The sequence below is a fragment of the Boseongicola sp. genome (genome assembly GCF_057460485.1).
Genome location: NZ_JBVCWP010000007.1, coordinates 15860 through 40350 on the forward strand (window position 1 = coordinate 15860; position 24491 = coordinate 40350).

Annotated in this window: 23 protein-coding genes and 1 pseudogene; 14 read left to right on the top strand and 10 right to left on the bottom strand. The window is 56.3% G+C overall.

Annotated elements, in window-relative coordinates; all coding sequences use genetic code 11:
* The first annotated feature begins 56 nt into the window (after window positions 1-56).
* Both AC221Y_RS02360 and secB read left to right on the top strand, forming a co-directional pair.
* The gene (locus AC221Y_RS02360) at window positions 57-524 is read left to right on the top strand and encodes an FxsA family protein (protein WP_299749699.1); all 468 of its coding nucleotides are present in this window, start codon (window positions 57-59) and stop codon (window positions 522-524) included.
* A 61-nt stretch (window positions 525-585) separates the two neighbouring features.
* The gene (gene secB / locus AC221Y_RS02365; RefSeq protein ID WP_299749696.1) at window positions 586-1092 is read left to right on the top strand and encodes a protein-export chaperone SecB; all 507 of its coding nucleotides are present in this window, start codon (window positions 586-588) and stop codon (window positions 1090-1092) included.
* Here secB and dnaQ read toward each other — a convergent pair.
* From dnaQ to AC221Y_RS02385, 4 genes are read right to left on the bottom strand one after another with little or no spacing between them, the layout of a single operon-like run.
* Window positions 1085-1777 (bottom strand): DNA polymerase III subunit epsilon, encoded by a 693-nt coding sequence (gene dnaQ, locus AC221Y_RS02370; RefSeq protein WP_299749693.1) that lies wholly within the window; start codon window positions 1775-1777, stop codon window positions 1085-1087. The genes secB and dnaQ overlap by 8 nt on opposite strands.
* A complete protein-coding gene (coaE, locus tag AC221Y_RS02375; protein ID WP_299749690.1) occupies window positions 1770-2369 on the bottom strand; it encodes a dephospho-CoA kinase in 600 nt (199 codons plus the stop codon). Before coaE ends, dnaQ begins: the two co-directional genes overlap by 8 nt.
* A complete protein-coding gene (locus AC221Y_RS02380) occupies window positions 2366-3199 on the bottom strand; it encodes a shikimate dehydrogenase (RefSeq protein ID WP_299749687.1) in 834 nt (277 codons plus the stop codon). The genes coaE and AC221Y_RS02380 overlap by 4 nt, the downstream gene beginning before the upstream one ends.
* The gene (locus AC221Y_RS02385) at window positions 3196-3792 is read right to left on the bottom strand and encodes a Maf family protein (RefSeq protein ID WP_486706723.1); all 597 of its coding nucleotides are present in this window, start codon (window positions 3790-3792) and stop codon (window positions 3196-3198) included. Before AC221Y_RS02385 ends, AC221Y_RS02380 begins: the two co-directional genes overlap by 4 nt.
* A 406-nt stretch (window positions 3793-4198) precedes the next feature.
* Here AC221Y_RS02385 and hemJ point away from each other — a divergent pair, with 406 nt between their 5' ends.
* The 7 genes from hemJ to AC221Y_RS02420 all read left to right on the top strand — a co-directional run bounded on the left by hemJ (window position 4199) and on the right by AC221Y_RS02420 (window position 11570).
* Window positions 4199-4651 (top strand): protoporphyrinogen oxidase HemJ, encoded by a 453-nt coding sequence (gene hemJ / locus AC221Y_RS02390; protein ID WP_299749681.1) that lies wholly within the window; start codon window positions 4199-4201, stop codon window positions 4649-4651.
* A gap of 118 nt (window positions 4652-4769) precedes the next feature.
* A complete protein-coding gene (gene rho, locus AC221Y_RS02395; protein WP_299749678.1) occupies window positions 4770-6038 on the top strand; it encodes a transcription termination factor Rho in 1269 nt (422 codons plus the stop codon).
* Window positions 6039-6069: 31 nt separating this feature from the next.
* A complete protein-coding gene (mnmE, locus tag AC221Y_RS02400; RefSeq protein ID WP_486706724.1) occupies window positions 6070-7350 on the top strand; it encodes a tRNA uridine-5-carboxymethylaminomethyl(34) synthesis GTPase MnmE in 1281 nt (426 codons plus the stop codon).
* Window positions 7351-7352: 2 nt separating this feature from the next.
* On the top strand, window positions 7353-9227 hold the full coding sequence (gene mnmG, locus AC221Y_RS02405) for a tRNA uridine-5-carboxymethylaminomethyl(34) synthesis enzyme MnmG (RefSeq protein ID WP_486706725.1): 1875 nt from the start codon (window positions 7353-7355) through the stop codon (window positions 9225-9227).
* Window positions 9224-9850 (top strand): 16S rRNA (guanine(527)-N(7))-methyltransferase RsmG, encoded by a 627-nt coding sequence (gene rsmG, locus AC221Y_RS02410; protein ID WP_299749669.1) that lies wholly within the window; start codon window positions 9224-9226, stop codon window positions 9848-9850. Before mnmG ends, rsmG begins: the two co-directional genes overlap by 4 nt.
* A complete protein-coding gene (locus AC221Y_RS02415; protein ID WP_299749666.1) occupies window positions 9843-10652 on the top strand; it encodes a ParA family protein in 810 nt (269 codons plus the stop codon). Before rsmG ends, AC221Y_RS02415 begins: the two co-directional genes overlap by 8 nt.
* A gap of 9 nt (window positions 10653-10661) precedes the next feature.
* Entirely contained in the window at window positions 10662-11570 is a 909-nt protein-coding gene (locus AC221Y_RS02420; protein ID WP_299749663.1) for a ParB/RepB/Spo0J family partition protein, read from the top strand.
* On the opposite strand, the gene hemW is transcribed toward AC221Y_RS02420, so the two are convergent.
* Genes hemW through rph form a run of 3 tightly spaced genes read right to left on the bottom strand, consistent with a single transcriptional unit; the run spans window position 11567 to window position 14017 of the window.
* A complete protein-coding gene (gene hemW / locus AC221Y_RS02425) occupies window positions 11567-12703 on the bottom strand; it encodes a radical SAM family heme chaperone HemW (protein ID WP_486706726.1) in 1137 nt (378 codons plus the stop codon). The genes AC221Y_RS02420 and hemW overlap by 4 nt on opposite strands.
* Entirely contained in the window at window positions 12696-13307 is a 612-nt protein-coding gene (gene rdgB, locus AC221Y_RS02430) for an RdgB/HAM1 family non-canonical purine NTP pyrophosphatase (protein WP_299749657.1), read from the bottom strand. The genes hemW and rdgB overlap by 8 nt, the downstream gene beginning before the upstream one ends.
* The gene (gene rph / locus AC221Y_RS02435; protein WP_299749654.1) at window positions 13307-14017 is read right to left on the bottom strand and encodes a ribonuclease PH; all 711 of its coding nucleotides are present in this window, start codon (window positions 14015-14017) and stop codon (window positions 13307-13309) included. Before rph ends, rdgB begins: the two co-directional genes overlap by 1 nt.
* A 120-nt stretch (window positions 14018-14137) precedes the next feature.
* On the opposite strand from rph, the gene hrcA reads away from it, so the two are divergent.
* On the top strand, window positions 14138-15208 hold the full coding sequence (gene hrcA, locus AC221Y_RS02440; RefSeq protein ID WP_299749651.1) for a heat-inducible transcriptional repressor HrcA: 1071 nt from the start codon (window positions 14138-14140) through the stop codon (window positions 15206-15208).
* Window positions 15205-15762: a nucleotide exchange factor GrpE gene (locus tag AC221Y_RS02445; protein ID WP_299749648.1), complete on the top strand. Its 558-nt coding sequence runs from the start codon at window positions 15205-15207 to the stop codon at window positions 15760-15762. The genes hrcA and AC221Y_RS02445 overlap by 4 nt, the downstream gene beginning before the upstream one ends.
* Here AC221Y_RS02445 and mutS read toward each other — a convergent pair.
* Window positions 15740-18367, bottom strand: a complete 2628-nt coding sequence (gene mutS / locus AC221Y_RS02450) for a DNA mismatch repair protein MutS (RefSeq protein WP_486706728.1) — start codon at window positions 18365-18367, stop codon at window positions 15740-15742. The two genes, AC221Y_RS02445 and mutS, sit on opposite strands and share 23 nt — an antisense overlap.
* Window positions 18368-18521: 154 nt before the next feature.
* Between mutS and AC221Y_RS02455 the strand changes: the two genes are divergently transcribed.
* Complete coding sequence (locus tag AC221Y_RS02455) at window positions 18522-20777, top strand: NADP-dependent malic enzyme (RefSeq protein ID WP_299749645.1); 2256 nt, start codon at window positions 18522-18524, stop codon at window positions 20775-20777.
* A gap of 347 nt (window positions 20778-21124) precedes the next feature.
* A pseudogene (locus tag AC221Y_RS02460) lies at window positions 21125-21493 on the top strand (carbohydrate kinase family protein); the annotation flags it as partial.
* A 48-nt stretch (window positions 21494-21541) separates the two neighbouring features.
* Here AC221Y_RS02460 and msrA read toward each other — a convergent pair.
* Window positions 21542-22213 (bottom strand): peptide-methionine (S)-S-oxide reductase MsrA, encoded by a 672-nt coding sequence (gene msrA, locus AC221Y_RS02465; protein WP_299749642.1) that lies wholly within the window; start codon window positions 22211-22213, stop codon window positions 21542-21544.
* Window positions 22214-22406: 193 nt separating this feature from the next.
* Between msrA and AC221Y_RS02470 the strand changes: the two genes are divergently transcribed.
* Window positions 22407-23105, top strand: coding sequence for a sulfotransferase-like domain-containing protein (locus AC221Y_RS02470; protein ID WP_299749640.1), 699 nt, complete (start codon window positions 22407-22409; stop codon window positions 23103-23105).
* A gap of 14 nt (window positions 23106-23119) precedes the next feature.
* On the opposite strand, the gene AC221Y_RS02475 is transcribed toward AC221Y_RS02470, so the two are convergent.
* Window positions 23120-24340: an argininosuccinate synthase gene (locus AC221Y_RS02475; protein ID WP_486706727.1), complete on the bottom strand. Its 1221-nt coding sequence runs from the start codon at window positions 24338-24340 to the stop codon at window positions 23120-23122.
* Window positions 24341-24491: the final 151 nt, after the last annotated feature.

Consider the following 24491-nt stretch of genomic DNA (forward strand, 5'->3'; position numbering starts at 1 on the left):
ATGTAGGGTGACAGAAGGGCCGCGTCTACCGGCGGCCCTGCGACGAAGGGAAACAAATGCGCCTGTTTTTGCTATTTTTGCTCGTACCGCTCATTGAAATCGCTCTGTTTATCCAGATCGGCGGATTGATCGGACTATTTCCGACCCTCGCGATCGTGATCATTACGGCAGTTTTGGGCACATTTCTGGTCCGCAGCCAGGGGCTTGCGGTCATAAATCAGGTTCGCGGATCTTTCGAAGAACTTAACGATCCAACCGAGCCCCTCGCGCACGGGGCAATGATCCTGTTCTCCGGCGCCCTTCTCCTAACCCCCGGCTTTTTCACAGATGCGGTTGGCTTCGCGCTTCTTGTTCCGGGGATCCGTGGCGGCGTGTATCGAGCCGTTCGCTCGCGGATCAACGTCCAAAGCTTCGAATACGGCGCGCGCACCAGCCCGCCAAAAGAGGCCGGCGTGATTGACGCCGAATACGAAGACCTCGATGCTCCCCGCCCAAAAGGTCCCTCTGGCTGGACGCACCATTGAGGGTCCCTTGACCCTCTGGTAAAGGGGGTCCGATTTGAAAAACCGTCAAACGGAGAATTCCATGGCCGAGAACGAGAACGGCGCTGCGACCACTGCACCGACGCCGCCACAAATGAAAATCCTGGGACAGTACATTCGCGATCTGTCCTTCGAAAACATTCTTTCGCAAAAACCGATTGAGGGCGAAGTTCAGCCCGACATTCAAGTTCAGGTGTCGCTCGATGCCCGCAAGCGCGGCGAAGGCCAGTTCGAAGTAATCTCAAAGTACAACATTACATCGAAGAACAAGAATGGTGCGGAAACGCTTTTCGTTCTCGAAATCGAGTATTCCGGTATCTTCAAGATCGACAACATCCCTGAAGAGCAGCTGCATCCGTTCTTGCTGATCGAATGCCCGCGCATGACGTTCCCGTTCGTACGCCGCATCGTGTCGGACATGACCCGCGACGGTGGCTTTCCGCCCCTGAATCTTGATAATATCGACTTCATCGCTCTGTATCGCCAAACGGTTCTACAAAAGCAGCAGGCGCAGGCCGCTGCGGACGCAGAGACGCCAAAGGTCAGCTAAACCGCGACCAAACTGACTTTTCGCCCATGCCGTCAATAAGTGCGTCGTGGGCGGATTTCTCTGCTTCCGTCAGGCGCGAGGGCAGGGACGCGGGACGCTGGCGCACGCGCTCTGTTACCACCGACGCCGATGAGTTCTCATGAGACTCTGCCGTGGACAGACCAAAGTCCGGCTGCCGCCCTCCGGTCATCTCAAGATAGACTTCCGCAAGAATTTCGCTGTCCAAAAGCGCGCCGTGAAGTGTTCGGGCCGCGTTGTCGATCCCGTACCGACGACAAAGCGCATCAAGCGACGCAGGCGAGCCCGGAAATTTCTTCCGCGCAATAGCCAAAGTGTCGACGGCTTGCTCCCATGGGATTGTCGGCATGCCTAGCCAGCCAAGCTCTGCGTTTAGAAACTTCATGTCGAACGCCGCGTTGTGGATCACCAGCTTCGCGTCCCCGATGAAATCCAAGAAGTCCTGTGCAATTGCCTTGAATACAGGCTTGTCCCTTAGGAAATCGTCGCCCAGTCCATGCACTTGGAATGCATCGTCCGGCATCGATCGCTCTGGGTTGATGTATTGGTGGTAGGTGTTTCCCGTCGGGACCTGTCGCATTAGCTCGACAGCGCCTATCTCGACAATCCGGTCGCCGGTTTTTGGATCAAATCCAGTTGTTTCAGTATCAAGAACGATCTCACGCATTTCTCTGCCTGTTTTTGATATCCGACAAAACATCCTGAACAGCCAAGCGCGCTGCCTCAAGAGATGTCGTCTCAATCACAAAGTCCGCTCGCGATCGTTTTTCAGAATCGGGCATTTGCTTCGAGAGAATAAGATCAAGTTTTTCTTCGGTCATCCCAGAACGCTCCAAAACCCGCTTTCGCTGATCGGCCTCCAGGGTCGATACAACAACAATATAATCAACATCCGATACCGCTCCGGTTTCAAAAAGTAGCGGCACATCCACCAAAATAATTCCTGCATCAGCCTTCGCTATAAAGTCAGCACGGTCGGCCGCAACGAGTGGATGCACAATCGCTTCAATTTGGCTCAACGCCTCCGGTTCGGCCGCGATCTTGTCGCACAAAACTGCACGATCCACAGATCCTTCGCGCACAGCATCCGGGAATACCTTGGCAATAAGGCTCACCGCCGCACCGCCCAAACCATACAGCCGATGTACCGCATCATCCGCACTCCAGACCGGAATGCCCTCATCATAAAACATCTGGGATGTCGTTGATTTCCCCATGCCGATCGAGCCCGTCAGCCCAATCACAACCGGGCGGTTCACGACAGCACCGCTTGCCGCGCGGCCTCATCCACATCCGGGCGCACACCAAACCAGCGCTCAAACCCCGGCGCGGCCTGGTGCAACAGCATCCCCAGCCCATCGACGGTCGTACAGCCCTTCTTGCGGGCCTCTGACAAAAGCTTGGTCTCAAGGGGCGTATAAACAAGGTCCGTGACAACCGCATCAGACGACAGCCCGTCCAGCGGGATCCGCATTTCGGGCTTGCCGACCATGCCAAGCGATGACGTATTCACAACCGTTGCGGCCCCCTCAAGCATATTGCCGGCCTGAACCCAATCGCACACTTGGATTTTGACGCCGAACTCCTGCCGCAACGCCTCCGCCCGCGTCTTTGTTCGATTTGATAGGTAAACCTCGGGCACTCCCGCATCGAGCAAGGCTGCCACAACCGCCCGCGCGGCTCCTCCCGCACCAATAACCGCCGCAGGCCCAGACGTCGGATCCCATGCGGGGGCCCCTTGGCGCAGATTTTCGATGAACCCGTACCCGTCAGTATTATCCGCGTGAATTTTCCCGTCTTTGCGGAAAATAAGCGTGTTGGCTGCTCCCATCAAGGCCGCCCGGTCCGTCACCAAGTCGGCAATCGCCAAAACGCGCTCTTTGTGGGGAATTGTCACGTTCAGCCCGACAAAGCCAGCTTTCGGCAGCGCCCGCAGCGTTTCTTCCAGACTATCTGCTGCGATGTCCATCGGTACATAGTAACCGCTCAGCCCGTAACGGTTAAGCCAATAGCTATGCAGCTTCGGCGATTTGGAATGCGCAATCGGTGAGCCAATCACCCCGGCGAGAGGTATTCGTTGATCTGTCATCTGGGTAAGGTGCCGCGCAAATTCAGATAGGACAAGAGCTCAACAAGCGGCAGCCCAAGAACAGTGAAGTAATCGCCCTCTATACGGCTCATCAGCCGCACACCCTCTTCTTCTAGCCTATAGCCCCCCACAGAATGGCGAATGCTTTTCCAATTCCGCGCGACATACTCCTTAAGATACTGATCCGAAGCATCCCGCATCAACAACCGAGCTTGCCCGACATGCCGCCACACAGGCTTATCGCCCTCGTAGACCACGGCGGCCGACAGCAAACTGTGTCGCTTGCCTCGCATCTCCTTGAGAAGACCCAAGGCGGCTTCGGACGTCTTTGATTTCGAGACTACACGCCCCTCAAACTCAAGGACCTGATCACATCCAAGAACCAGGCCGCTGGCCCCCTTGGATGCAATTTTGCGCGCTTTCGCTTCCGCAAGCATATCAGCCACATCCCTAGGCTTCGCGTCTTCCGCCAATAAGGACGCCTTGATCGCGTCTTCATCAACGCGTGCAGCAATCGTTTCAATTTCAAGCCCGGCATTTCGCAAAAGCTTGGCCCGGATTTCTGACGCCGACGCTAGAATCAGATGAGTCATATGTGAATGGCCATGTGGGTAAGCCTGTGCGTGAGTGTGGGTATAGAATTGTGGATTTCATCCCTCGTCGCATTCTACCCACGGCCTTGGCAAGTGCCGGGAAATTCTACCAGATCTTGTTCCCTGTGCAAAACGGCAAGATCCTGGCTGTGATTAGAATGCGTTCACGGATTCTGTCCAAGAGTTATCAACAGAATCTCGTTCTCGTCTTATCTCTAAATATTTGTTAAAAAACACTAATTTTTTACTTTTCCACGCTTCTTTCTTCCCTCGAAAGATTTATCCGAAGCGGGATAAGTCATAGGACAGTAAAATAATCCACGGTATCCACTGGCCTTACAATCCACATCATCCTTTTCTTTCTTTATACTATATTAATAGAAGAGAGGCCGGGCTAAGAGAAATAATGATCGAGGTACTGCAAAACATTTACCCCTGGGTGAAGGCCCTTCATGTGATTTCAGTGACCGCCTGGATGGCTGGGCTTTTCTATTTACCACGCCTCTTTGTTTATCACGCTGAAGTCGTCGGTCAGGCCGGCGAAACACATATGCTGTTCATGACGATGGAGCGTCGTCTTTTACGAGCCATTATGACCCCGTCAATGATCGCTGCCTGGACATTTGGGCTCCTCATGGTTGCAACGCCAGACCGTGTCGACTGGTCCCAATTCTGGCCTTGGGTCAAAATGCTCGCGGTGCTTGGGATGACCTGGTTCCATATCTGGTGTGCCAAAAGCCGGAAAGCATTCGAAGCGGGGAAAAACGAGACACCGGGCCGCCATTATCGCATCATGAACGAAGTCCCGACGCTGCTTTTGATTATTATTGTTATTATGGTCATTGTGCAGCCTGCCTGAGATCAGTTGACTCAAACGATGGCACGCCCTAAATCATCTTTGTGGCCGTCCTGGTCGCTTTTGCGCTTTCCATACACTTAAATTATTCGCGGGCCCGCTGCCTGTCCGAAAGGTTTCCATGTCCGACCGTTTGAATCTCGCCGATCTCAAAATCCAATCTCCAAAAGAGCTCCTCTCCATAGCAGAAGAGCTTGAGATCGAAAACGCTTCTACGATGCGCAAGGGCGAGATGATGTTCTCGATCCTAAAAGAGCGCGCTGATGAAGAATGGGTGATTGGCGGAGACGGTGTACTTGAGGTCCTTCAGGACGGTTTTGGATTTCTGCGGTCCCCCGAGGCGAACTACCTGCCGGGGCCGGACGATATCTATGTTTCACCCGAAATGATTCGTCAGTTTTCTTTGCGAACTGGCGATACCGTAGAGGGCGTCATCCGGGACCCGAACGACAGCGAACGCTACTTTGCGCTCACTAAGGTCGAAAAGATTAACTTCGAGGATCCCGAGAAGGCCCGTCATAAAGTCAGCTTTGATAACCTGACGCCGCTTTATCCTGACGAGCGCCTTAAGATGGAGATTGAGGATCCGACGATCAAAGACCGCTCCGCGCGGATTATTGACCTGGTCGCCCCGATTGGAAAAGGGCAGCGTTGCCTGATCGTTGCACAACCGCGCACCGGTAAAACTGTCCTTTTGCAGAACATCGCAAGGTCCATCGAGGTTAATTATCCCGAGATTTACCTCATCGTACTTCTGATTGATGAACGTCCTGAAGAAGTCACAGACATGCAGCGCTCGGTGAAGGGCGAAGTCGTTTCCTCCACCTTCGACGAGCCAGCGACCCGCCACGTAGCGGTATCAGAGATGGTTATCGAGAAGGCCAAGCGTCTGGTTGAACACAAGCGCGACGTGGTTATTCTTCTCGACTCGATCACGCGTCTGGGCCGTGCCTTCAACACGGTGGTGCCGTCCTCCGGTAAGGTTCTGACAGGGGGAGTGGACGCCAATGCGCTCCAGCGCCCCAAGCGTTTCTTTGGTGCTGCCCGGAATATCGAAGAAGGCGGCTCACTCACGATCATTGCGACCGCGCTGATCGACACGGGTAGCCGCATGGACGAAGTCATCTTCGAAGAGTTCAAAGGTACCGGCAACTGCGAAATCGTTCTTGATCGCAAAGTCGCAGACAAGCGGGTCTATCCAGCGATGGATATTCTCAAGTCCGGCACCCGGAAAGAGGAGCTTCTCGTTGACAAAGGCGATCTGGCCAAAACATTCGTACTGCGCCGTATCCTCAATCCTATGGGCACCACAGACGCGATCGAATTCCTGATCTCTAAGTTGAAGCAGACGAAAACAAACGCCGACTTCTTCGATTCGATGAACACGTAATTTACTGAAATAAATCAGTAGGTTAAATGAGATGGATACGATATTTGCCGTCGCTTCTGCGCGGGGGAAATCTGGCGTAGCTGTGGTCCGCATCTCGGGACCGGATGCGTTTAATGCTGTGTCGCAGCTTGCCGCTCTACCAGCGTCGCCCCGCACGGCAGTTCTGCGCACCCTACGTTTCGAAGGCATCGTCTTGGACGAAGCGCTTGTTCTAACTTTCCCCGGCCCCCACAGCTTCACGGGAGAAGACATAGCCGAACTGCACCTCCATGGCGCCACAGCGACGATCAACGCCGTTCTACGGGCGCTTTCGAAGCTCTCCGGGCTACGGCATGCGGTGGCTGGCGAGTTCACACGGCGCGCCCTCGAAAACGAACGCCTCGATATTGCCCAAGTGGAGGGCCTGTCGGATCTCATTGAAGCCGAAACCGAAGCGCAAAGACGCCAGGCTCTCCGTGTCCTCTCCGGCGCTTTGGGGGAGAAGGTTGAAGGGTGGCGATCTCAACTTATTCGCGCGGCCGCTTTGATCGAGGCGACGATTGATTTCGCCGACGAAGACGTACCGGTTGATGTTACGCCAGAGGTTGTGGCTTTGTTGAGTGCAGTTTGGGCGGAGCTGAACAAGGAGATCGCAGGCGTTGCTGTAGCGGAGCGTATCCGGGACGGTTTCGAAGTTGCGATCGTGGGGCCCCCAAATGTTGGAAAGTCATCGCTGTTGAACGCTTTGGCGGGCAGAGATGCGGCTATCACCTCCGACATTGCCGGAACCACACGCGATGTGATCGAAGTCCACATGGATCTCAAGGGCCTGCCAGTCACGTTCCTCGACACAGCGGGCCTGAGAGTCACCGAGGACGTTGTAGAATCGCTTGGGATTGAGCGCGCACGCGCTCGCGCAAAGTCGGCCGACTTACGCATCATCTTGTTATCAAGCTTGGATGAACCACCATCTATGGATCCTTTCGGCGATGATATTGTTCTTGTTACAAAGGCTGACGTGAACGACGCCGGGCATGTATCAGCCGTGAGCGGGGTTGGGGTGGATGCCTTACTATCTCGCGTCGCGGGCGTTTTTCAGACACGGGCGTCTGAGTCCGGAATAGCAATTCGGGACCGCCACCGCATCGCTATGCAGGTCGCGGCAGACGCTCTCGACCATGCGAGGGCGCATCTGGCATCTTCTCCGGAGCTCGCAGAGTTCATCGCGGAAGATCTGCGATCTGCTGTGCGCGCACTTGACGCTCTTGTCGGACGTGTGGATGTAGAGCATATCCTAGACGAGATCTTTTCGAGTTTTTGTATCGGCAAATAGGGATGTTTCACGTGAAACATTGGGACACAGACGTAATCGTTGTTGGCGGCGGACACGCTGGGGCTGACGCCGCGCATGCGGCGGCACGCCGCGGCGCCCGCGTTGTCCTTGTGACGCTCAAGCGCGATGGTATTGGCGTCATGTCGTGCAACCCGGCAATTGGTGGGCTTGGAAAAGGCCATCTCGTGCGCGAGATAGACGCCCTTGACGGTGTTATGGCGCGTGTTGCGGATAAGGCGGGTATCCAATTCCGCCTGCTAAACCGTCGCAAGGGCCCGGCTGTTCAAGGGCCCCGGGCGCAGGCTGACCGCGCGATCTACCGATACGAAATGCTGGCGGAAATGACAGCACACCCACTCCTATCTATCGTTGAAGGGGAGGTTACGGATTTCGCAATGTCTGGGCCAACAGTGGCCGGCGTCGTGCTTGCCGATGGTTCCATAATCTCAGCACCGTCAACCGTTTTGACCACGGGGACCTTTTTGCGCGGCGTCATCCATATAGGCAACGAGTCCAGGCCGGGCGGTCGCATCGGTGATAAGCCATCGGTGCGTCTGGCAGAGCGCATCGACAGCTTCAAGCTTCCGCTTGGCCGCCTGAAGACCGGAACGCCTCCACGCTTAAGGTCTAAAAGCATAAACTGGGACATCCTCGAATCTCAGCCTGGCGACGAAGATCCTGTGCTCTTTTCGTTTCTTTCAAGCGCGCCCAGCGCTCGGCAGGTGTCATGTGGAATTGCGCATACAAATGAGAAAACGCATTCAATAATTCGCGAAAACCTCAGCAAATCCGCGATGTACGGCGGTCAAATTGATGGGGTTGGTCCGCGCTATTGCCCGTCCATCGAAGACAAGGTTGTCCGTTTCGCGCAGAAGAGTTCGCACCAAATCTTTCTTGAGCCGGAAGGCCTCACAAGCGACCTTATCTATCCAAACGGTATTTCAACGTCGCTTCCCGAGGACGTTCAGAACGCCTATGTCCGCTCGATCCGTGGACTTGAGGCGGCTGAGATCGCTCAGCCTGGCTACGCGATTGAATATGACTACGTCGACCCAAGAACGCTAGATGCCACACTGGGGCTGAAGGATATCAAGGGCCTCTACCTTGCCGGGCAAATCAATGGGACCACCGGGTATGAGGAGGCCGCAGCGCAAGGGCTCGTCGCCGGCCTGAACGCGGCAGGGCATGCTCTGGGCCTCGAGCCAGTCATTTTCGGTCGAGACACATCCTATATTGGCGTTATGATTGACGACCTTATCACGCGCGGCGTTACCGAACCCTATCGTATGTTCACGTCACGCGCCGAATATCGTCTTTCTCTTCGCGCAGACAACGCGGATCAGCGCCTTACGCCCATTGGAGCCGCCCTGGGCTGCGTTGGGGAGGCGCGAAAGCGCGTTTTTGATGCTAAAATGGACCGACTGGCGTCTGGCAGGTCAACCCTGGACGCCATTTCAATAACGGCATCGGAGGCCGCAAAGTCTGGAATTCGTATTGCGGAAGACGGTGCGCGTCGCTCGGGCTTGGATTTGCTGGCATTCGCGGACGTTGGCTTTGCTGACATAGCAAAGCTACGACCCGAGGTGGCCGATATCGGTCCGGACATACAGGAACAAATCAAAAGAGACGCGCTCTACGCAAACTATATCGAACGACAAAAGCGCGATGTGGTCGCATTGAAGAAGGACGAGGCGCACCAAATTCCTCTGGATTTCGACTTTGAGAACCTTTCTGGGCTCTCAAACGAACTGCGGGAAAAGCTAATTGCTGTCCGTCCGGGCACCCTTGGTCAAGCGGGCCGGGTGGAAGGAGTCACTCCAGCCGCGTTGACGCTTATCCTCGCGAAGCTACGCCAAAACCAAAGGCGGACCGCATGAGCGACCCGCGCGCCGGCTTCGCTGATCAGTTCAATGTTTCACGTGAAACAATCGAGAAGCTGGAAATTTACGCGAGTTTGCTGCGCAAGTGGAATAAAACGATCAACCTTGTGTCCCCCGGTACGCTCGACACGCTTTGGGTCAGGCACTTCGCGGATTCCGCCCAGCTTCTTTCGCTTGCACCACAAAATATGAAGAAATGGGCGGATCTAGGCAGCGGCGCGGGGTTCCCCGGTGCAGTTATCGCGGTGTTAACTGAAAGTTCGCATCCTGACCTCACAGTAACGCTCATAGAATCGGATCAACGCAAAGCCACGTTTCTCCGCGCTGTCGCCCGCGAGACTCAGACATCTTTCACGGTGCTGGCGGAGCGCTGCGAGAGCGTCGCACGGCTAGAGGCAGACGTGATCTCAGCGCGCGCGCTGGCGCCTCTTGATGTGCTTTTGGGATACGTAAGCCGCCACATCGCCCGGACCGGCACGGCGCTGCTTTCAAAGGGAGCAAGCGCAGCGTCCGAGGTTGAACTGGCGGGGAAAACATGGTCCTTCACCTGCGAAAGCATTCCAAGCATGACGGACACAGACGCCGCCATTCTCAAAATCGGAGAGATTAAGCTTGCCTGATCCAACACGTCCTGTCGGCCCTCGTATTATCTCAATCGTGAACCAGAAGGGCGGGGTCGGGAAAACAACGACAGCGATCAATCTGGGCGCAGCCTTGGCAGACGAGGGCTTTAACGTTTTGCTGGTGGACCTTGATCCTCAAGGGAATGCGTCTACCGGTCTTGGCATCGATGCAACCGACAGAGAGGTCACAACCTACGACCTCCTGCTTGAAGATGCTGATCTCCGGGATGTTATCCGGCCAACAAACGTTGCTGGTCTGGTAATCGCGCCAGCAACAACGGACCTTAGCTCCGCAGACATCCAAATGATGTCGATAGAGAAGCGCAGCTTCTTGCTCCACGATGCCCTAAGGCAACCCGCAATCGACGCATTCATGCTCGATTTCGTCCTGATCGACTGCCCGCCGTCGCTCAGCCTGTTGACGGTTAATGCGATGGTCGCCTCCCACTCTGTTCTTATCCCGCTACAAAGCGAGTTTTTTGCGCTGGAAGGGCTGTCCCAGCTGATGCTGACCGTTCGTGAGGTGCGTCAGACTGCCAATCCCGATCTGCGCATCGAGGGCGTTCTCCTGACGATGTATGATCGCCGCAACAACCTTAGCCAGCAGGTTGAAGCAGACGCGCGGAAAACCCTGGGTGAGCTGGTCTTTAAGACAGTTGTGCCCAGAAACGTCCGTGTGTCTGAGGCGCCTTCCTTCGCGATGCCTGTGATTTCTTACGATCCTGGCTCAAAAGGGAGCCAAGCCTATCGCGCTTTGGCACAAGAACTGGTAGAGAAGCTGGAACAAACCGCATCATAGGGTAACGAAATGGCGCAAGCGAAGCAGGAACGCAGGGGATTGGGTCGCGGTTTGTCCGCGCTTATGGCGGATATCGATACGTCTCCGCCGCAGGCCGCAAAAGACACGCCGCGCAGGGCCGAAAACTTTATTGCTGTCGATCGGATCAGCCCAAACCCTAATCAGCCGCGCCGCACTTTCAGCGAAGCTGCTCTTGGCGAGCTCACGGCGTCCGTTCGCGAAAAAGGTGTCATCCAGCCTCTTATTCTGCGTCGGAACCCCGCCGACCCCGAGCGTTTTGAGATCGTCGCAGGGGAGCGCCGCTGGCGCGCAGCGCAGCGCGCGCAGCTGCACGAAGTTCCGGCCATCGTTCGCGAGCTTGATGATATCGAGGTACTCGAGCTTGCAATCATCGAAAACATCCAGCGGGCCGACCTGAATGCAATAGAAGAGGCTGCCGGGTATCGGCAGCTAATGGATCGCTTTGGTCATACCCAAGAAAAGCTGGCCGAGGCGCTGGGGAAAAGTCGCAGCCACATCGCAAACCTTATGCGCCTTTTGACGCTCCCAGAAACAGTAATGGAATACGTCCGCTCAGGCGACCTAAGCGCTGGTCACGCCCGCGCCCTTGTTACCGCCGAAGATCCAACTAAACTCGCCGCTCAGATTATTCGCCAGGGCCTGTCTGTCCGCCAGACTGAAGCGCTCGCAAAGAAGACCGACTCGCCGAAGCCTCCGAAAACCAACGTGTCTCCAGTCAAAGACACGGACACACGCGCCCTGGAAAACGACCTCGCGGCTGCGCTTGGCATGAAGGTGGTAATTGCACATCCGCCTGGCGCTGAGGGTGGTGTGCTTACGGTCAAATACAAAGATCTCGATCAGCTGGACGAGCTCTGCCGCCGGCTATCTGTGACGACGGGTGCTGGAAAAGTTTAAGCTAAAAGCTCCCGAAGGACGGCATTCAGCAGCGGTCGCCCTGCCTCGGTTAGGCGCATGCGGCCGCCTGCAGTGTCGATCAGCGCGTTGTCAGTTAACTTATTGATATAATTTATTTTATCTGAGATTACTTGATCCGACGGAAGCGGGATGCCACGGGCCAGCCGCAGCCCCATCATCACCTTTTCCTCGGTCACCGCCTCGCTTGTCAGGGCGGTCCGCCCTTCTTGACCGACACCGTCACGCACTGCTTTTAACCACGCGCCGGGAGCCCTCGGCGCTTCGGTCGCATACCGCGCCCCACTCAGCGTCAAACGGCCATGTGCGCCTGGGCCAATACCGGCCCAGTCGCCGTTCTCCCAGTAAATCAAATTGTGCCGAGATTCTGCACCCGGCACCGCGTGGTTAGACGTCTCGTATCCGACAAGGCCAGCCGCGCGCGTCATATCCTGCGTCAAAGCATACATATCTGCGGCCACGTCTTCATCGGGTAGTCCACGCAGCCCACCGCGCGCAAACCGCTCAGCAAATACCGTCCCTGGCTCGACTGTCAGTTGATACAAAGACAGATGGTCCGCTGCAAATGTCAGCGCCTCTCCCAACTCTTCGCGCCAATCTCTCAGGCTTTGCCCCTGTCGTGCATAAATCAAGTCAAAGGAAACCCGATCAAACGTCTCCTGCGCAATCTCAAAGGCACGCCGTCCCTCAGCAGCTGAATGCAACCGCCCTAAGGCTTTCAAATCAGGATCATTCAGCGCCTGAAGGCCCACCGAAACACGGTTCACCCCCGCATCGCGAAACGCGCGAAACTTACCCGCCTCGACAGACGTCGGGTTAGCCTCAAGCGTAATCTCCATATTGTTCGAGGGCTTCCAAACCGATCTGGCCTCTCTCACAATAGCATCAACCGTCTCGGGTGCCATCAAGCTTGGCGTTCCTCCCCCGAAGAATACGCTCTCCAAGACCCGGCCTTCAGTCTCCGCCCCAAGGCGCTTAATCTCGCTTAAATAGGCACTAACCCAAGCAGAATGGTCGATTTTCAGGGAAACATGGCTGTTGAAGTCGCAATAGGGACACTTCGCTTGACAGAACGGCCAATGGACATAAAGCCCAAAACCGGGCCGGTCATCCATCTCCAAAAACAGCCTTCAGCTTGCCAAAAGCATCGCCACGGTGGCTGATCTTGTTCTTTTCGTAGCGGCCCATCTCTCCAAAGGTGATGTCGTACCCACTTGGTTGAAAGATCGGATCATACCCATGGCCTTGGTTCCCGCGCATCGGCCAGACAATCTCGCCTTCCATCCGTCCCTCAAAAACTTCGTCATGCCCGTCTGGCCATGCCAACACAAACGTACAGCAAAAACGTGCTGTCCGCGGCATTGGCGCAGCTATTGCCTCAAGCGCCAGATGGCTACGGGTCATTGCCATCACAAAATCACGCCCGTTTGGTGTTTCCGCCCAATCGGCGGTGTAAACGCCTGGCGCGCCGTCCAGAGCGTCAATTTCGATCCCGGAGTCATCTGCCAGCGCAGGTAGTCCGGTTGCTGACGCCGCTGCATGGGCTTTAAGCCGCGCATTCTCAATGAAAGTCGTGCCGGTCTCCTCGGGTTCGGGCAGGCCCTTCTCGGCTGCCCCAATAACCGAAATCCCAAACTCAGAAATAAGATCGGCTATTTCTTCCAGTTTTCCGGCATTATGCGTCGCCACCAAAAGCGTATTGCCGTCAAACCGCCGCATCAGCCTGTCGCGCCTGACTGTGCCAACACCAGCTCATCACGCCCAACTTCAGCCAGATCCAGAAGTGTAGACATCTCGTCACGCGAAAATGCAGATCCTTCAGCGGACATTTGGATCTCGATCAGCTTGCCCCGACCTGTCATCACAAAGTTGCCATCGACGCCCGCCTCGCTGTCCTCGGGATAATCAAGATCGAGAACCGGCTGTCCTGCGTAAACACCACAAGAAACCGCGGCCACGTGATCGATAATCGGATCGCTCGTTATCATCCCGGCCTTAAGCAGCTTATTCACCGCAAGCCGTAGAGCAACCCAGCCCCCAGTGATGGACGCGCACCTCGTTCCGCCATCAGCTTGAATCACATCGCAATCGATCATGATTTGACGCTCACCAAGGGCAGGGCGGTCAATGCAAGCGCGAAGCGAACGACCAATAAGCCGTTGAATTTCTTGGGTTCTTCCGCCTTGACCCTTTTTGGCTTCACGGTTCATGCGCGTATGGGTTGCACGTGGCAGCATGCCGTATTCCGCCGTCACCCATCCAAGCCCGGTGTTCTTCATCCAGTGCGGCACGCGCTCGTCGATGGTCGCTGTGCACAAAACATGGGTATCCCCACAGCGGATCATACATGATCCTTCGGCATGTCGCGTCACGCCTGTTTCAATTGAAACGGGCCGCATTTCATTGATCGCTCGACCTGACGGGCGCATAGGATATCCTTCCAGAAGTTGATGGAGGTTGATAGTCGCCCCGCCGCTCCCCATCAACCCCGATTGACGTTCGCCCCTGCTTGCCTTTAATTACATCTCCCTTGTGTGAAGCAGACCAAAATGAACGACGCCGGAAAACTGCTAGAAGGTATGAACGCGCGTTCGCGCGAAGTTTTTCGGCGCGTGGTCGACGGCTTTCTCGACACGGGCGATCCTGTGGGATCACGCACGCTTACCCGCGATATGTCGGAAAAGGTGTCGGCGGCAACGATCCGCAACGTGATGCAAGACCTCGAACACCTCGGCCTGCTGAATTCCCCCCACATATCCGCGGGGCGCATCCCCACACAGCTGGGGCTGCGCATCTTTGTCGACGGCCTGCTTGAGGTTGGGGATCTAAGCGCTGAGGATCGCGGCGCAATCGAAGGCTCTCTTGGACCCAACGACTCAGACGTCACTTCCGTGCTAGACCGCGTCGGCTCCGCGCTTTCCGGAGCGACGCATGGCGCCAGCCTCGTTCTCGCGCCGAAACACGAAGCGCCAATTAAGCATATTGAATTTGTAAGCCTCGCCCAGGACCGCGCGCTTGTTGTGCTGGTGTTCGGCGACGGCCACGTCGAAAACCGCGTCTTCACCCCGCCGCTGGGCCAAACCCCAAGCTCGATGCGCGAAGCCGGCAACTTTCTGAACTCAATTGTCGAAGGCTACACCCTATCCGAACTGGGCGCGGTCATTTCCCGCGAGATTGCTAAGCATCGCCAGGAGCTTGACAGCGCGGCGCGTGAACTTGTCGAAAGCGGGCAGGCATTTTGGGAAAACGAAGGCCATACCTATGAGCGGCTCATCGTGCGCGGCAGGTCGAATCTCATCGAGGGCGCCGGCCAGGAAGAAGAGCTTGAGCGCATCAGATCCCTGTTCGACGACCTTGAACGCAAGCGTGACATCGCCGAATTCCTCGATCTAACCGAAGACGGCGAAGGTGTGCGCATTTTTATAGGTTCTGAAAACAAGCTTTTTTCACTTTCGGGTTCATCTTTGGTGGTGTCTCCTTATATGAACGCTGATCGAAAGGTGATCGGTGCGGTTGGAGTGATTGGCCCTACGCGGCTTAACTACGGACGCATCGTTCCTATTGTTGACTACACCGCCCAGCTGGTTGGGCGCATGATTTCTGATAGAGGGCAAGGATGAACGAGCAAGACGTAAACGAACCGGCAGCAGAGGAAGATCTGATCGATATCAATAGCCCCGAGGCGCTGGAAGACCCAGATTTCGATGAACGATTCGCCGAGCTGGTGATCGAACGCGATGAATTCAAAGACAAATTCATGCGCGCTCTGGCCGATGCCGAAAACTCACGCAAGCGCTCCGAGCGTGACCGCCGTGAGGCCGAGCAATACGGTGGCTCGCGTCTCGCGCGTGATCTTTTGCCGGTCTTCGACAACATGCGCCGCGCAATCGAGGCGATCCCGGAGGAAAGCCGGGAAACCAACAAGGCTGTTATCGAAGGCGTCGAGCTCACAATGCGCGAGCTGATCAACGTCTTTAAGAAGCACGGAATTGTGCCGATTTCGCCTGAAGTCGGCGACCGCTTCGACCCCCAGCACCATGAAGCCATGTTTGAAGCCCCGCTTCCCGGCACCAATGCTGGCGACATTATTCAGGTATCGGCAGACGGCTTCATGCTTCACGACCGCTTGCTGCGCCCCGCGAAGGTTGGCGTTAGCTCGAAGGTTGGCTCGTGAGCGCAGCCTTCAAATCATAAAGCGCCTGCAAAGCTTCCCGAGGAGTCATCTCATCGGGAAGCAATTCTGCCAATTTGGTCTCTAACTCGGACGTTTTCATCTGTTTATGAACGGGCGCCGCTGGCGCTGCGGCAAACAACGGCAAGTCGTCAATCAAAGCCTTCGCGCCGGGCCCACCCTCGCGCTCCCCTTTTTCCAGGGCCTCCAAGACAACCCGCGCGCGCTCAACAACCGCCGCCGGAAGCCCGGCAAGCTTTGCGACCTGAACTCCATAGCTCCGATCAGCAGCTCCGCGACGCACCTCGTGCAGGAAAATGACGTCGCCATCCCACTCTTTCACCGTGACGGTCGCATTTTCCACACCGTCCAGCTTATCCGCCAGTTGCGTCATTTCGTGATAATGTGTGGCAAACAGCGCCCGGCAACCATTCACATCATGCAGGTGCTCAAGTGTCGCCCAGGCAATGCTCAACCCGTCATATGTCGCCGTGCCGCGACCGATCTCGTCCAGAATAACCAACGCCCGATCGTCGGCCTGGTTCAAAATCGCCGCCGTCTCAACCATCTCGACCATAAACGTCGACCGCCCACGCGCCAAATCGTCTGCTGCGCCAACACGGCTGAAAAGTTGACTAACAAGCCCAATATGGGCGGATGTCGCAGGAACAAAGCTTCCCGCCTGCGCCAAAAGCGCGATCAGCGCATTCTGTCGAAGAAAGGTCGATTTACCGGCCATGTTCGGCCCGGTCAGCAGCCAGATCGACCCATCGTTCACGCCCGACAGATTGCAGTCGTTTGCAATGAACGGCGTACCGCCTGCTTTCAGCGCACGCTCGACCACCGGATGCCGTCCGCCAGAAACCTCAAACGCCCGACTGTCATCGACCAGTGGGCGCGCCCAGCTTTCGCTTTGCGCCAGAGATGCCAGCGCAGCGATCACATCCATCTCAGAAAGCGCTCGCGCGCAATCGCCAAGCGGCCCAGACAAAGCCAAAATCGCGCCGCTTAGCTTTTCATAAAGCCCTTTTTCCACCTCAAGCGCCCGCGCGCCCGCGTTCAATATCTTCGTCTCCATCTCGGAAAGGTCAATTGTTGTGAAGCGTACCGCACTCGCCGTAGTCTGGCGATGAATGAAGCGCTCCGACAGTGGCTTGGACAGCATCTTCTCCGCATGCGCGGCGGGCGTCTCAATAAAATACCCGAGCACATTGTTATGCTTGATCTTCAAGGCGGCGATGCCCGTCTCAGCAGCGTAGCCGGCCTGATAACCCGCTACCACGCTGCGACCCTCATCCCGCAAGGTCCGCGCCTCATCAAGATCCGGGTCATAGCCCGCCGCAATAAACCCGCCATCGCGCGCCAAAAGCGGAGGCTCAGCAATCAACGCGGCCTCAAGAAGCTTAGAAAGCGGCGCAAACCCAACCAGAGATTCTCGCAGATTGGTGACTAATGCCGGGCTTTCTGGCGGAAGAGTCTCAGAAATTGTTTCGGCTTGAGCAATAGCGTTGCGCACCGCCGCCAAATCTCTAGGGCCGCCTCGATCCAGCGATAGCCGCGACAAAGCGCGATCCATATCTGGACATCGCCGCAGCGCATCGCGCAGCTGCTCGCGATACTCCACAGCCGCAACCGCATGCGCCACCGCATCGTGCCGAGATGAAATCGTGCTCAGGTCTTGCGATGGCGAGGAAATGCGGCGCTCCAGCAGACGCCCGCCTGCGGCCGTGACCGTCCGGTCAATCGACGCCAGAAGGGATCCATCACGCCCGCCTGAAAGCGCCTGTGTCAATTCCAGATTGCGCCGCGTCGCGGCGTCGATTTGCATTGTTGCGCCGCTCACCTCCCGAATCGGCGGCCTCAACAACGGCAGCTTCCCTTTCTGGGTCAGCTCCAGATAGTCGATTATCGCGCCCATCGCGGACACTTCCGCGCGCCCAAATGCACCGAAGGGGTCCAGGCTTTCTACTTCAAAAAGCGTAGTAAGGCGCTTCAGGGCCGACTGACTATCGAAGCTGCCTCCTGACAAAGGTGTGATAGACCCGCCCACATCAGTCACTAAATCGACAAATTCCGCCTCGTTTGCATCTGAAACCAAAACCTCTCGCGGCAGGAGGCGCGCCAATTCGGGACCAAACTGGCCGGTCGATGTGGCAAGCACCCGAAACTCCCCGGTGGAAATATCGACCCAAGCCACGGCCGCTTCTCCACGCACCTGGCTTAATGCCGCCAGAAAATTATGCCGCCGCGCTTCAAGCAGCGTTTCTTCTGTCAGCGTTCCCGGCGTGACCAGCCTCACCACCCCGCGCTTCACCACCGATTTCGAACCGCGCTTTTTCGACTCGACCGGGCTTTCCAATTGCTCGCAGACCGCAACCCGAAACCCTTTTCGGATCAAGGCCAGCAAATAGCCCTCTGCCGCATGGTGCGGCACACCGCACATCGCGATGTCTGCGCCCAGATGCTTTCCGCGTTTTGTCAGCGCAATATCCAACGCCTCTGCCGCAGCAACGGCATCGTCAAAGAACAGCTCATAAAAATCGCCCATCCGATAAAACAGCAATGCGCCCGGATGGTCGGCCTTTATTTCAAGATATTGCGCCATCATCGGAGTGACAGCAGCGTTGGCAACGGTCAAAGGGTCACTCCCCCAGAGAATTTTCGCGAATCTAACGGTGTGGACCGCTGGGCGAAAGGCGAAATCATGCGCCTTGCTCCTGCGGCACGACCTCGTAAAGTAGCAAGCTCAGGGAGGACGACCAATGCCAAGACAACGCTTCACGCGCGAGGACGCGCTTAGTTTTCATATGTACCCGAGTCCGGGTAAGTTTGAAATTCAAGCCACGGTCCCGATGATGACGCAGCGCGACCTGTCTCTTGCGTATTCGCCCGGCGTTGCTGTTCCCTGTGAAGAAATCGCGGCGAATCCAGAACTGGCGTACGATTATACAAACAAAGGCAATCTTGTCGCCGTGATCTCCAACGGCACGGCGGTCCTTGGCCTCGGCAATCTTGGCGCCTTGGGCTCCAAGCCGGTGATGGAGGGCAAAGCGGTCCTCTTCAAGCGATTCGCTGACGTGAACTCTATCGACATCGAGCTCGACACCGAAGACGTCGACGCCTTCTGCAATGCCGTCCGTCTCATGGGACCCACATTCGGCGGCATCAACCTTGAAGACATCAAGGCGCCCGAGTGCTTTATAATCGAGCAGCGCCTCAAGGAAGAGATGGATATTCCGGTCTTTCACGACGACCAGCACGGCACTGCCGTGATTTGCGCGGCGGGCCTGATCAACGCGCTGCACATCTCGGATAAGAAAATCGAGGACGTCAAAATCGTCCTAAACGGCGCGGGCGCCGCTGGCATCGCCTGCATAGAGCTGCTTAAGCGCATGGGCGCGCGCCACGACAACTGCGTTGTTTGTGACACAAAAGGGGTCATCTATCAGGGTCGAACCGATGGTATGAACCAGTGGAAATCGGCCCACGCCATCTCGACTGACCTCCGCAGCCTCGAAGATGCGATGGTTGGCGCAGACGTTTTTCTCGGCGTCAGCGCAAAAGGCGCCGTCACGCCTGCGATGGTTAAAAGCATGGCTCCAAACCCGGTCATCTTCGCCATGGCGAACCCTGATCCGGAAATCACCCCCGAGGAAGCGCACGAAGTTCGCGAGGACGCGATCGTTGCAACAGGAAGATCTGACTATCCAAACCAGGTTAACAATGTCCTTGGCTTCCCCTACCTCTTCCGAGGCGCGCTAGATATCCACGCCCGAGCGATCAACGACGAGATGAAAATCGCCTGCGCCGAAGCTCTCGCCGCGCTTGCTCGCGAAGACGTGCCCGATGAGGTTGCCATGGCGTATGGCCGCAAACTAACGTTCGGGCGCGACTACATTATCCCGACGCCGTTTGACCCGCGTTTGATCCACCGTGTCCCGAACGCCGTTGCCAGGGCCGGCATGGACACCGGCGTCGCTCGTCGCCCGATCGTCGACATGGAAGCCTATGAGCTTCAGCTTAAATCCCGTATGGACCCGACCGCGTCAATCCTGCGGTCGATCAACGCGCGTGCCCGCGCGGCTCAATCGCGCATGATTTTCGCCGAAGGTGACGACCCGCGCGTTCTACGCGCTGCCGTTGCCTACCATCGAAATGGTTACGGCGAGGCTTTGGTTGTTGGTCGCGAGGCCGATGTTGCCGCGCAACTGAAATCCGAAGGTCTCGGCGATGCGGTCGACGAGATCACCGTCGTAAATGCAGCCAACACAAGTCATCTCGAAACATATAAGTCCTTCCTTTACAAAAGGTTGCAGCGCAGTGGTTTCGATAGCACTGACATTCACCGTCTGGCGTCTCGTGACAGACATGTCTTCGCGGCGCTCATGCTGGCGCATGACCACGGCGATGCGCTTGTAACCGGGGCGACCCGAAAATCTGCGCATGTGCTCGACTTGATTAACCACGTTTTCGACGCTCGCGCGGAAGATGGGGCCGTGGGAGTTACCGCGCTCCTTCACAAAGGCCGCATCGTCCTCATCGCCGATACGCTCGTCCATGAATGGCCGTCTGATCGGGATCTTGCACAGATCGCAATTCAGGCGGCTAAGGTCGCGCGCAGTCTTGGCCTTGAGCCCCGCGTAGCCTTTGTCAGTTTTTCGACTTTTGGCTACCCGGTCAGCGAACGCGCCGAGAAAATGCACCAGGCCCCCAAAGTCCTCGACAAAATGGACGTAGATTTTGAATACGAAGGCGAAATGACAGTCGATGTCGCGCTCAACACGCGCGCACAAGAAAACTACCCGTTCTCTCGCCTGACCGGGCCGGCCAACATCCTTGTGGTTCCCGCCCGCCATTCCGCTTCAATCTCGGTCAAGTTAATGCAGGAAATGGCGGGGGCCACGGTTATCGGCCCAATCCTTACGGGTGTCGATAAACCGATCCAAATTCTGCCTACCGTTTCAAGCGTGAACGACATCATGAACATGGCCGTGCTCGCCGCATCGAAAATCGGTTAAGGGCAGCTGTCTGGTGCACGCAGTCGGTTACTATCGACATGGTTTACAAATTGCCGCACATTCCGGCCCCCGGTGAAACGCCGACGGCACCGGCCTATAGCATGGGGCTTGACGGCAAAGGGGCGAACCAGTCGGTTGCCGCAGTTCAAATTTTTCCGAACCAACCCATACGACAGGCCACGTCATTATCAATGCGGCGAAACACGGCGAGAATGCGAATGTTATCCTTGCGGGCGCTAACGGCTAGCAATCTTAAAAACACATCCGCAACTGCCCACCCTGGCGATGTGCTGTTAATCCAGAACGAAACAAACCTGCAGTCGGAGGCCGCGCGCACTTCCAATGCCATGGGGCTGCGTGTCTTTTCCTATACCGTAGCCTTTGACGCCGCCGCTGCCGAGGCGATCCTACCTTTCATCGACACCCTACTTTTGAGCGAGATTGAGGCGCAACAGCTGCAAAAGTCCCGCAATAGGCTCTTTTCTCACGCGACTCGCCCAATAGTGTCATCACGCGTCGGGCAGAGCGCGCGCTGGACTGATACTGAAAACCACCAAAGCTTTGACGTGCCAGCAGTCCGCGTAACGCCGGGTGACACGACCGGGGCGGGCGACACATTTGCAGGCCATCTCGCGAAAGGTCTGGCGCGGGGCGACATGCCGCGCGCAACGTTGGTTCTGGCAAGCCGCGATGCGGCACTAAAGGTCACGAAAAAGGGATCACTGACGCGACCCCCCGCTGTCGAACGCCGAGGCGTTTACCTCTTAGCTTTTCGGCGCAACAAACACGGCATCATCACCCCAGAGCTCCAGAACCTTTTTGTCGCGCCCGCAGCCGTCCCGGTAAAATTTATAGGCGCTCGTCTTAGACTTCGGACCACGCCGAGTCAGCACGATATCCGTGCCTTTGTAATAATCCTGATGGTAGGCCTCCGCTTCATAAAAAGCGGACGCATCAAGGATCGGCGTCACAATACGCTTGCCGAGATCACTCTGCGCGCGCGCTCGCGCAGACTCGGCCGCTGCCTTTTCCGCTGGATTAGAGACGAATACTGCGGTGCGGTAGCTGTCACCGCGGTCGCAAAACTGGCCCCCGCCATCCGTCGGGTCAACCGAGCGGAAGAACGCATGAAGAAGTTGCTCATAGCTCACGCGTTCAGGGTCGTACTGGATTTCCACCGCTTCATAGTGGCCCGTGCCGCCCTTAGTCACCTGCTTGTATGTGGGGTTGTTGGTCGTCCCGCCCGTAAAGCCCGATACAACTTCAGCAACGCCCGGCACCCGCTCGAAATCAGATTCAACGCACCAGAAACAGCCCCCCGCGAAATACGCCTTTTCGGTCGCGGCGGCTTTCGCACTGCCGCACTGGATGGCGGCACCAAGCATAATCAAAACGGCCAACAGGGGCGCTTTCAGGGAGTGCATTGCAATTGACATGGCGTGTCCTTTTTTAACCTTGGGCCACTCTGTCTTGTGGAGGGTTTATGCACAATTCACCCCCGCGTGATGTCGCAGTCATGTGAGAGTTGTTTCATGCCTTGCCACGGCTTAGCGTCAACGAAACGAAACCGAAAAAGTCCGAACACATGCACCAACGCAACACCGATGTTAAAATGACGCGTTACCGCAAATGAAGATCGCGATGTGGAGTGGCCCGCGCAACCTCTCAAGCGCAATGATGTATGCCTTTGGAAACAGGGCAGACTTCGCCTCATGGGACGAACCATTTTACGCCCCTTACCTGAAAACAACCGGAATTACTCATCCTATGCGAGAAGCGGTTCTTTCCGCGCACGAAACCAACGCCGATCTGGTCGCCGCCCGCATTGAGGGCGCTGTGCCGAACGGCAAAAAACACTGGTATATGAAGCATATGGGCTTCCATATGTGCGATGGGTTTCCGATGAGCTGGGCAAATAACTGCGTGAACGTTCACCTCATCCGCCACCCCGCCCGCGTGATCGCGAGCTACGCGGCGAAAAGAGAGAACCCGACACTTCAAGACATTGGCTTCAAACAACAAACTGAAGTCTTCAAGCGCTTCCCCGGCCCCATCATCGACAGCGATGATATTCGCAGTGACCCTGAGGGCATGTTGAAGAAACTGTGCAAGACCATAGATCTAGGCTGGGATCCGGCCATGCTTTCGTGGCCGGCAGGCCCCAAGCCATACGACGGAGCCTGGGCGCCGCACTGGTATAAGTCTGTGCACGAATCCAAAGGCTTCGCGGGAAGGGAGGGCGACCTGCCAAATCTAGCCGGTCAAGCTGCCGTCCTGTCAGAACAGGCGCTACCCTACTACCGGCTGCTCGAATCTCAGAAATTATAGGCGATTACCGCCGCCTACTTCTTCAACCGCCGCTCACGCGCCGCCAAGAGCTTCAACCGCAAGGCATTCAGCTGAATGAAGCCCTGTGCATCCTTTTGATCATAGGCGCCGGCATCGTCTTCGAAGGTGACATGGGCTTCCGAGTAAAGCGAATGATCGGACCAGCGTGCGATCGTACGTGCCAAGCCTTTATAAAGTTTCAGCTTAACTGTTCCAGTTACATGTTTTTGCGTATGATCAATCGCGGCCTGAAGCATCTCGCGTTCCGGCGAAAACCAGAAGCCATTGTAAATCAACTCTGCGTATCGCGGCATTAACTCGTCCTTCAGATGCGCTTGCCCCCGGTCCAAGGTGATCTGCTCAATCCCACGATGCGCCTCAAGCAGAACAGTTCCTCCCGGCGTCTCATAAATCCCGCGAGATTTCATTCCGACAAAGCGCCCCTCAACCAGATCAAGCCGCCCAATACCGTGCTTCCCGCCTAGTTCATTCAGCTTTGTAAGGATCGTAGCAGGACTCATCGCCTCGCCGTTGATTGAGATGGCATCGCCTTGTTCAAAACCGATTTCGACAATTTCCGGCTCGTTCGGCGCATCCTCCGGGTTCACCGTCCGCTGATATACATAGTCCGGCGCTTCTCCAGCTGGGTCCTCAAGAACCTTGCCTTCCGATGACGTGTGCAACAGGTTTGCATCAACGCTGAACGGAGCTTCGCCGCGCTTATCTTTCGCAATTGGAATTTGATTTTTCTCAGCAAAATCAATTAGCTTCGTGCGGCTCGACAAATCCCAAAGCCGCCAAGGCGCGATCACCTTGATGTCCGGGTTAAGGGCATAGGCGCTCAGCTCGAAACGAACCTGATCATTGCCTTTGCCGGTTGCTCCATGAGAAACGGCGTCTGCACCCGTTTCTGCCGCGATTTCAACCAGGCGTTTGGAAATAAGTGGTCGCGCGATGGATGTCCCAAGAAGATACAACCCTTCATACAGAGCGTTCGCGCGAAACATAGGGAACACGAAATCACGCACAAATTCTTCGCGAAGGTCCTCGACATAAATCTCAGACGCACCAAGTAGCTCGGCCTTTTTTCGCGCGGGCTCAAGCTCCTCACCCTGTCCAAGATCCGCCGTAAATGTCACGACCTCGCAATTGTACTCTGTCTGAAGCCACTTCAGAATGATCGAGGTATCAAGGCCGCCTGAATAGGCCAGGACAACTTTCTTCGGCGCGGACATGGTATTCCCCCGGTTTTGCGTAATATTGGCGTGCGTTTAAGGGGTTTTCCAGCCGGTAACAAGCCGGTGTCTAAGACAAGAAAAGGCGGCGGAGGCCGCCCCTTCGTTGTGGCTTTGGCAGATGCTATTGTGAAAGGTCGGCAACCTCATC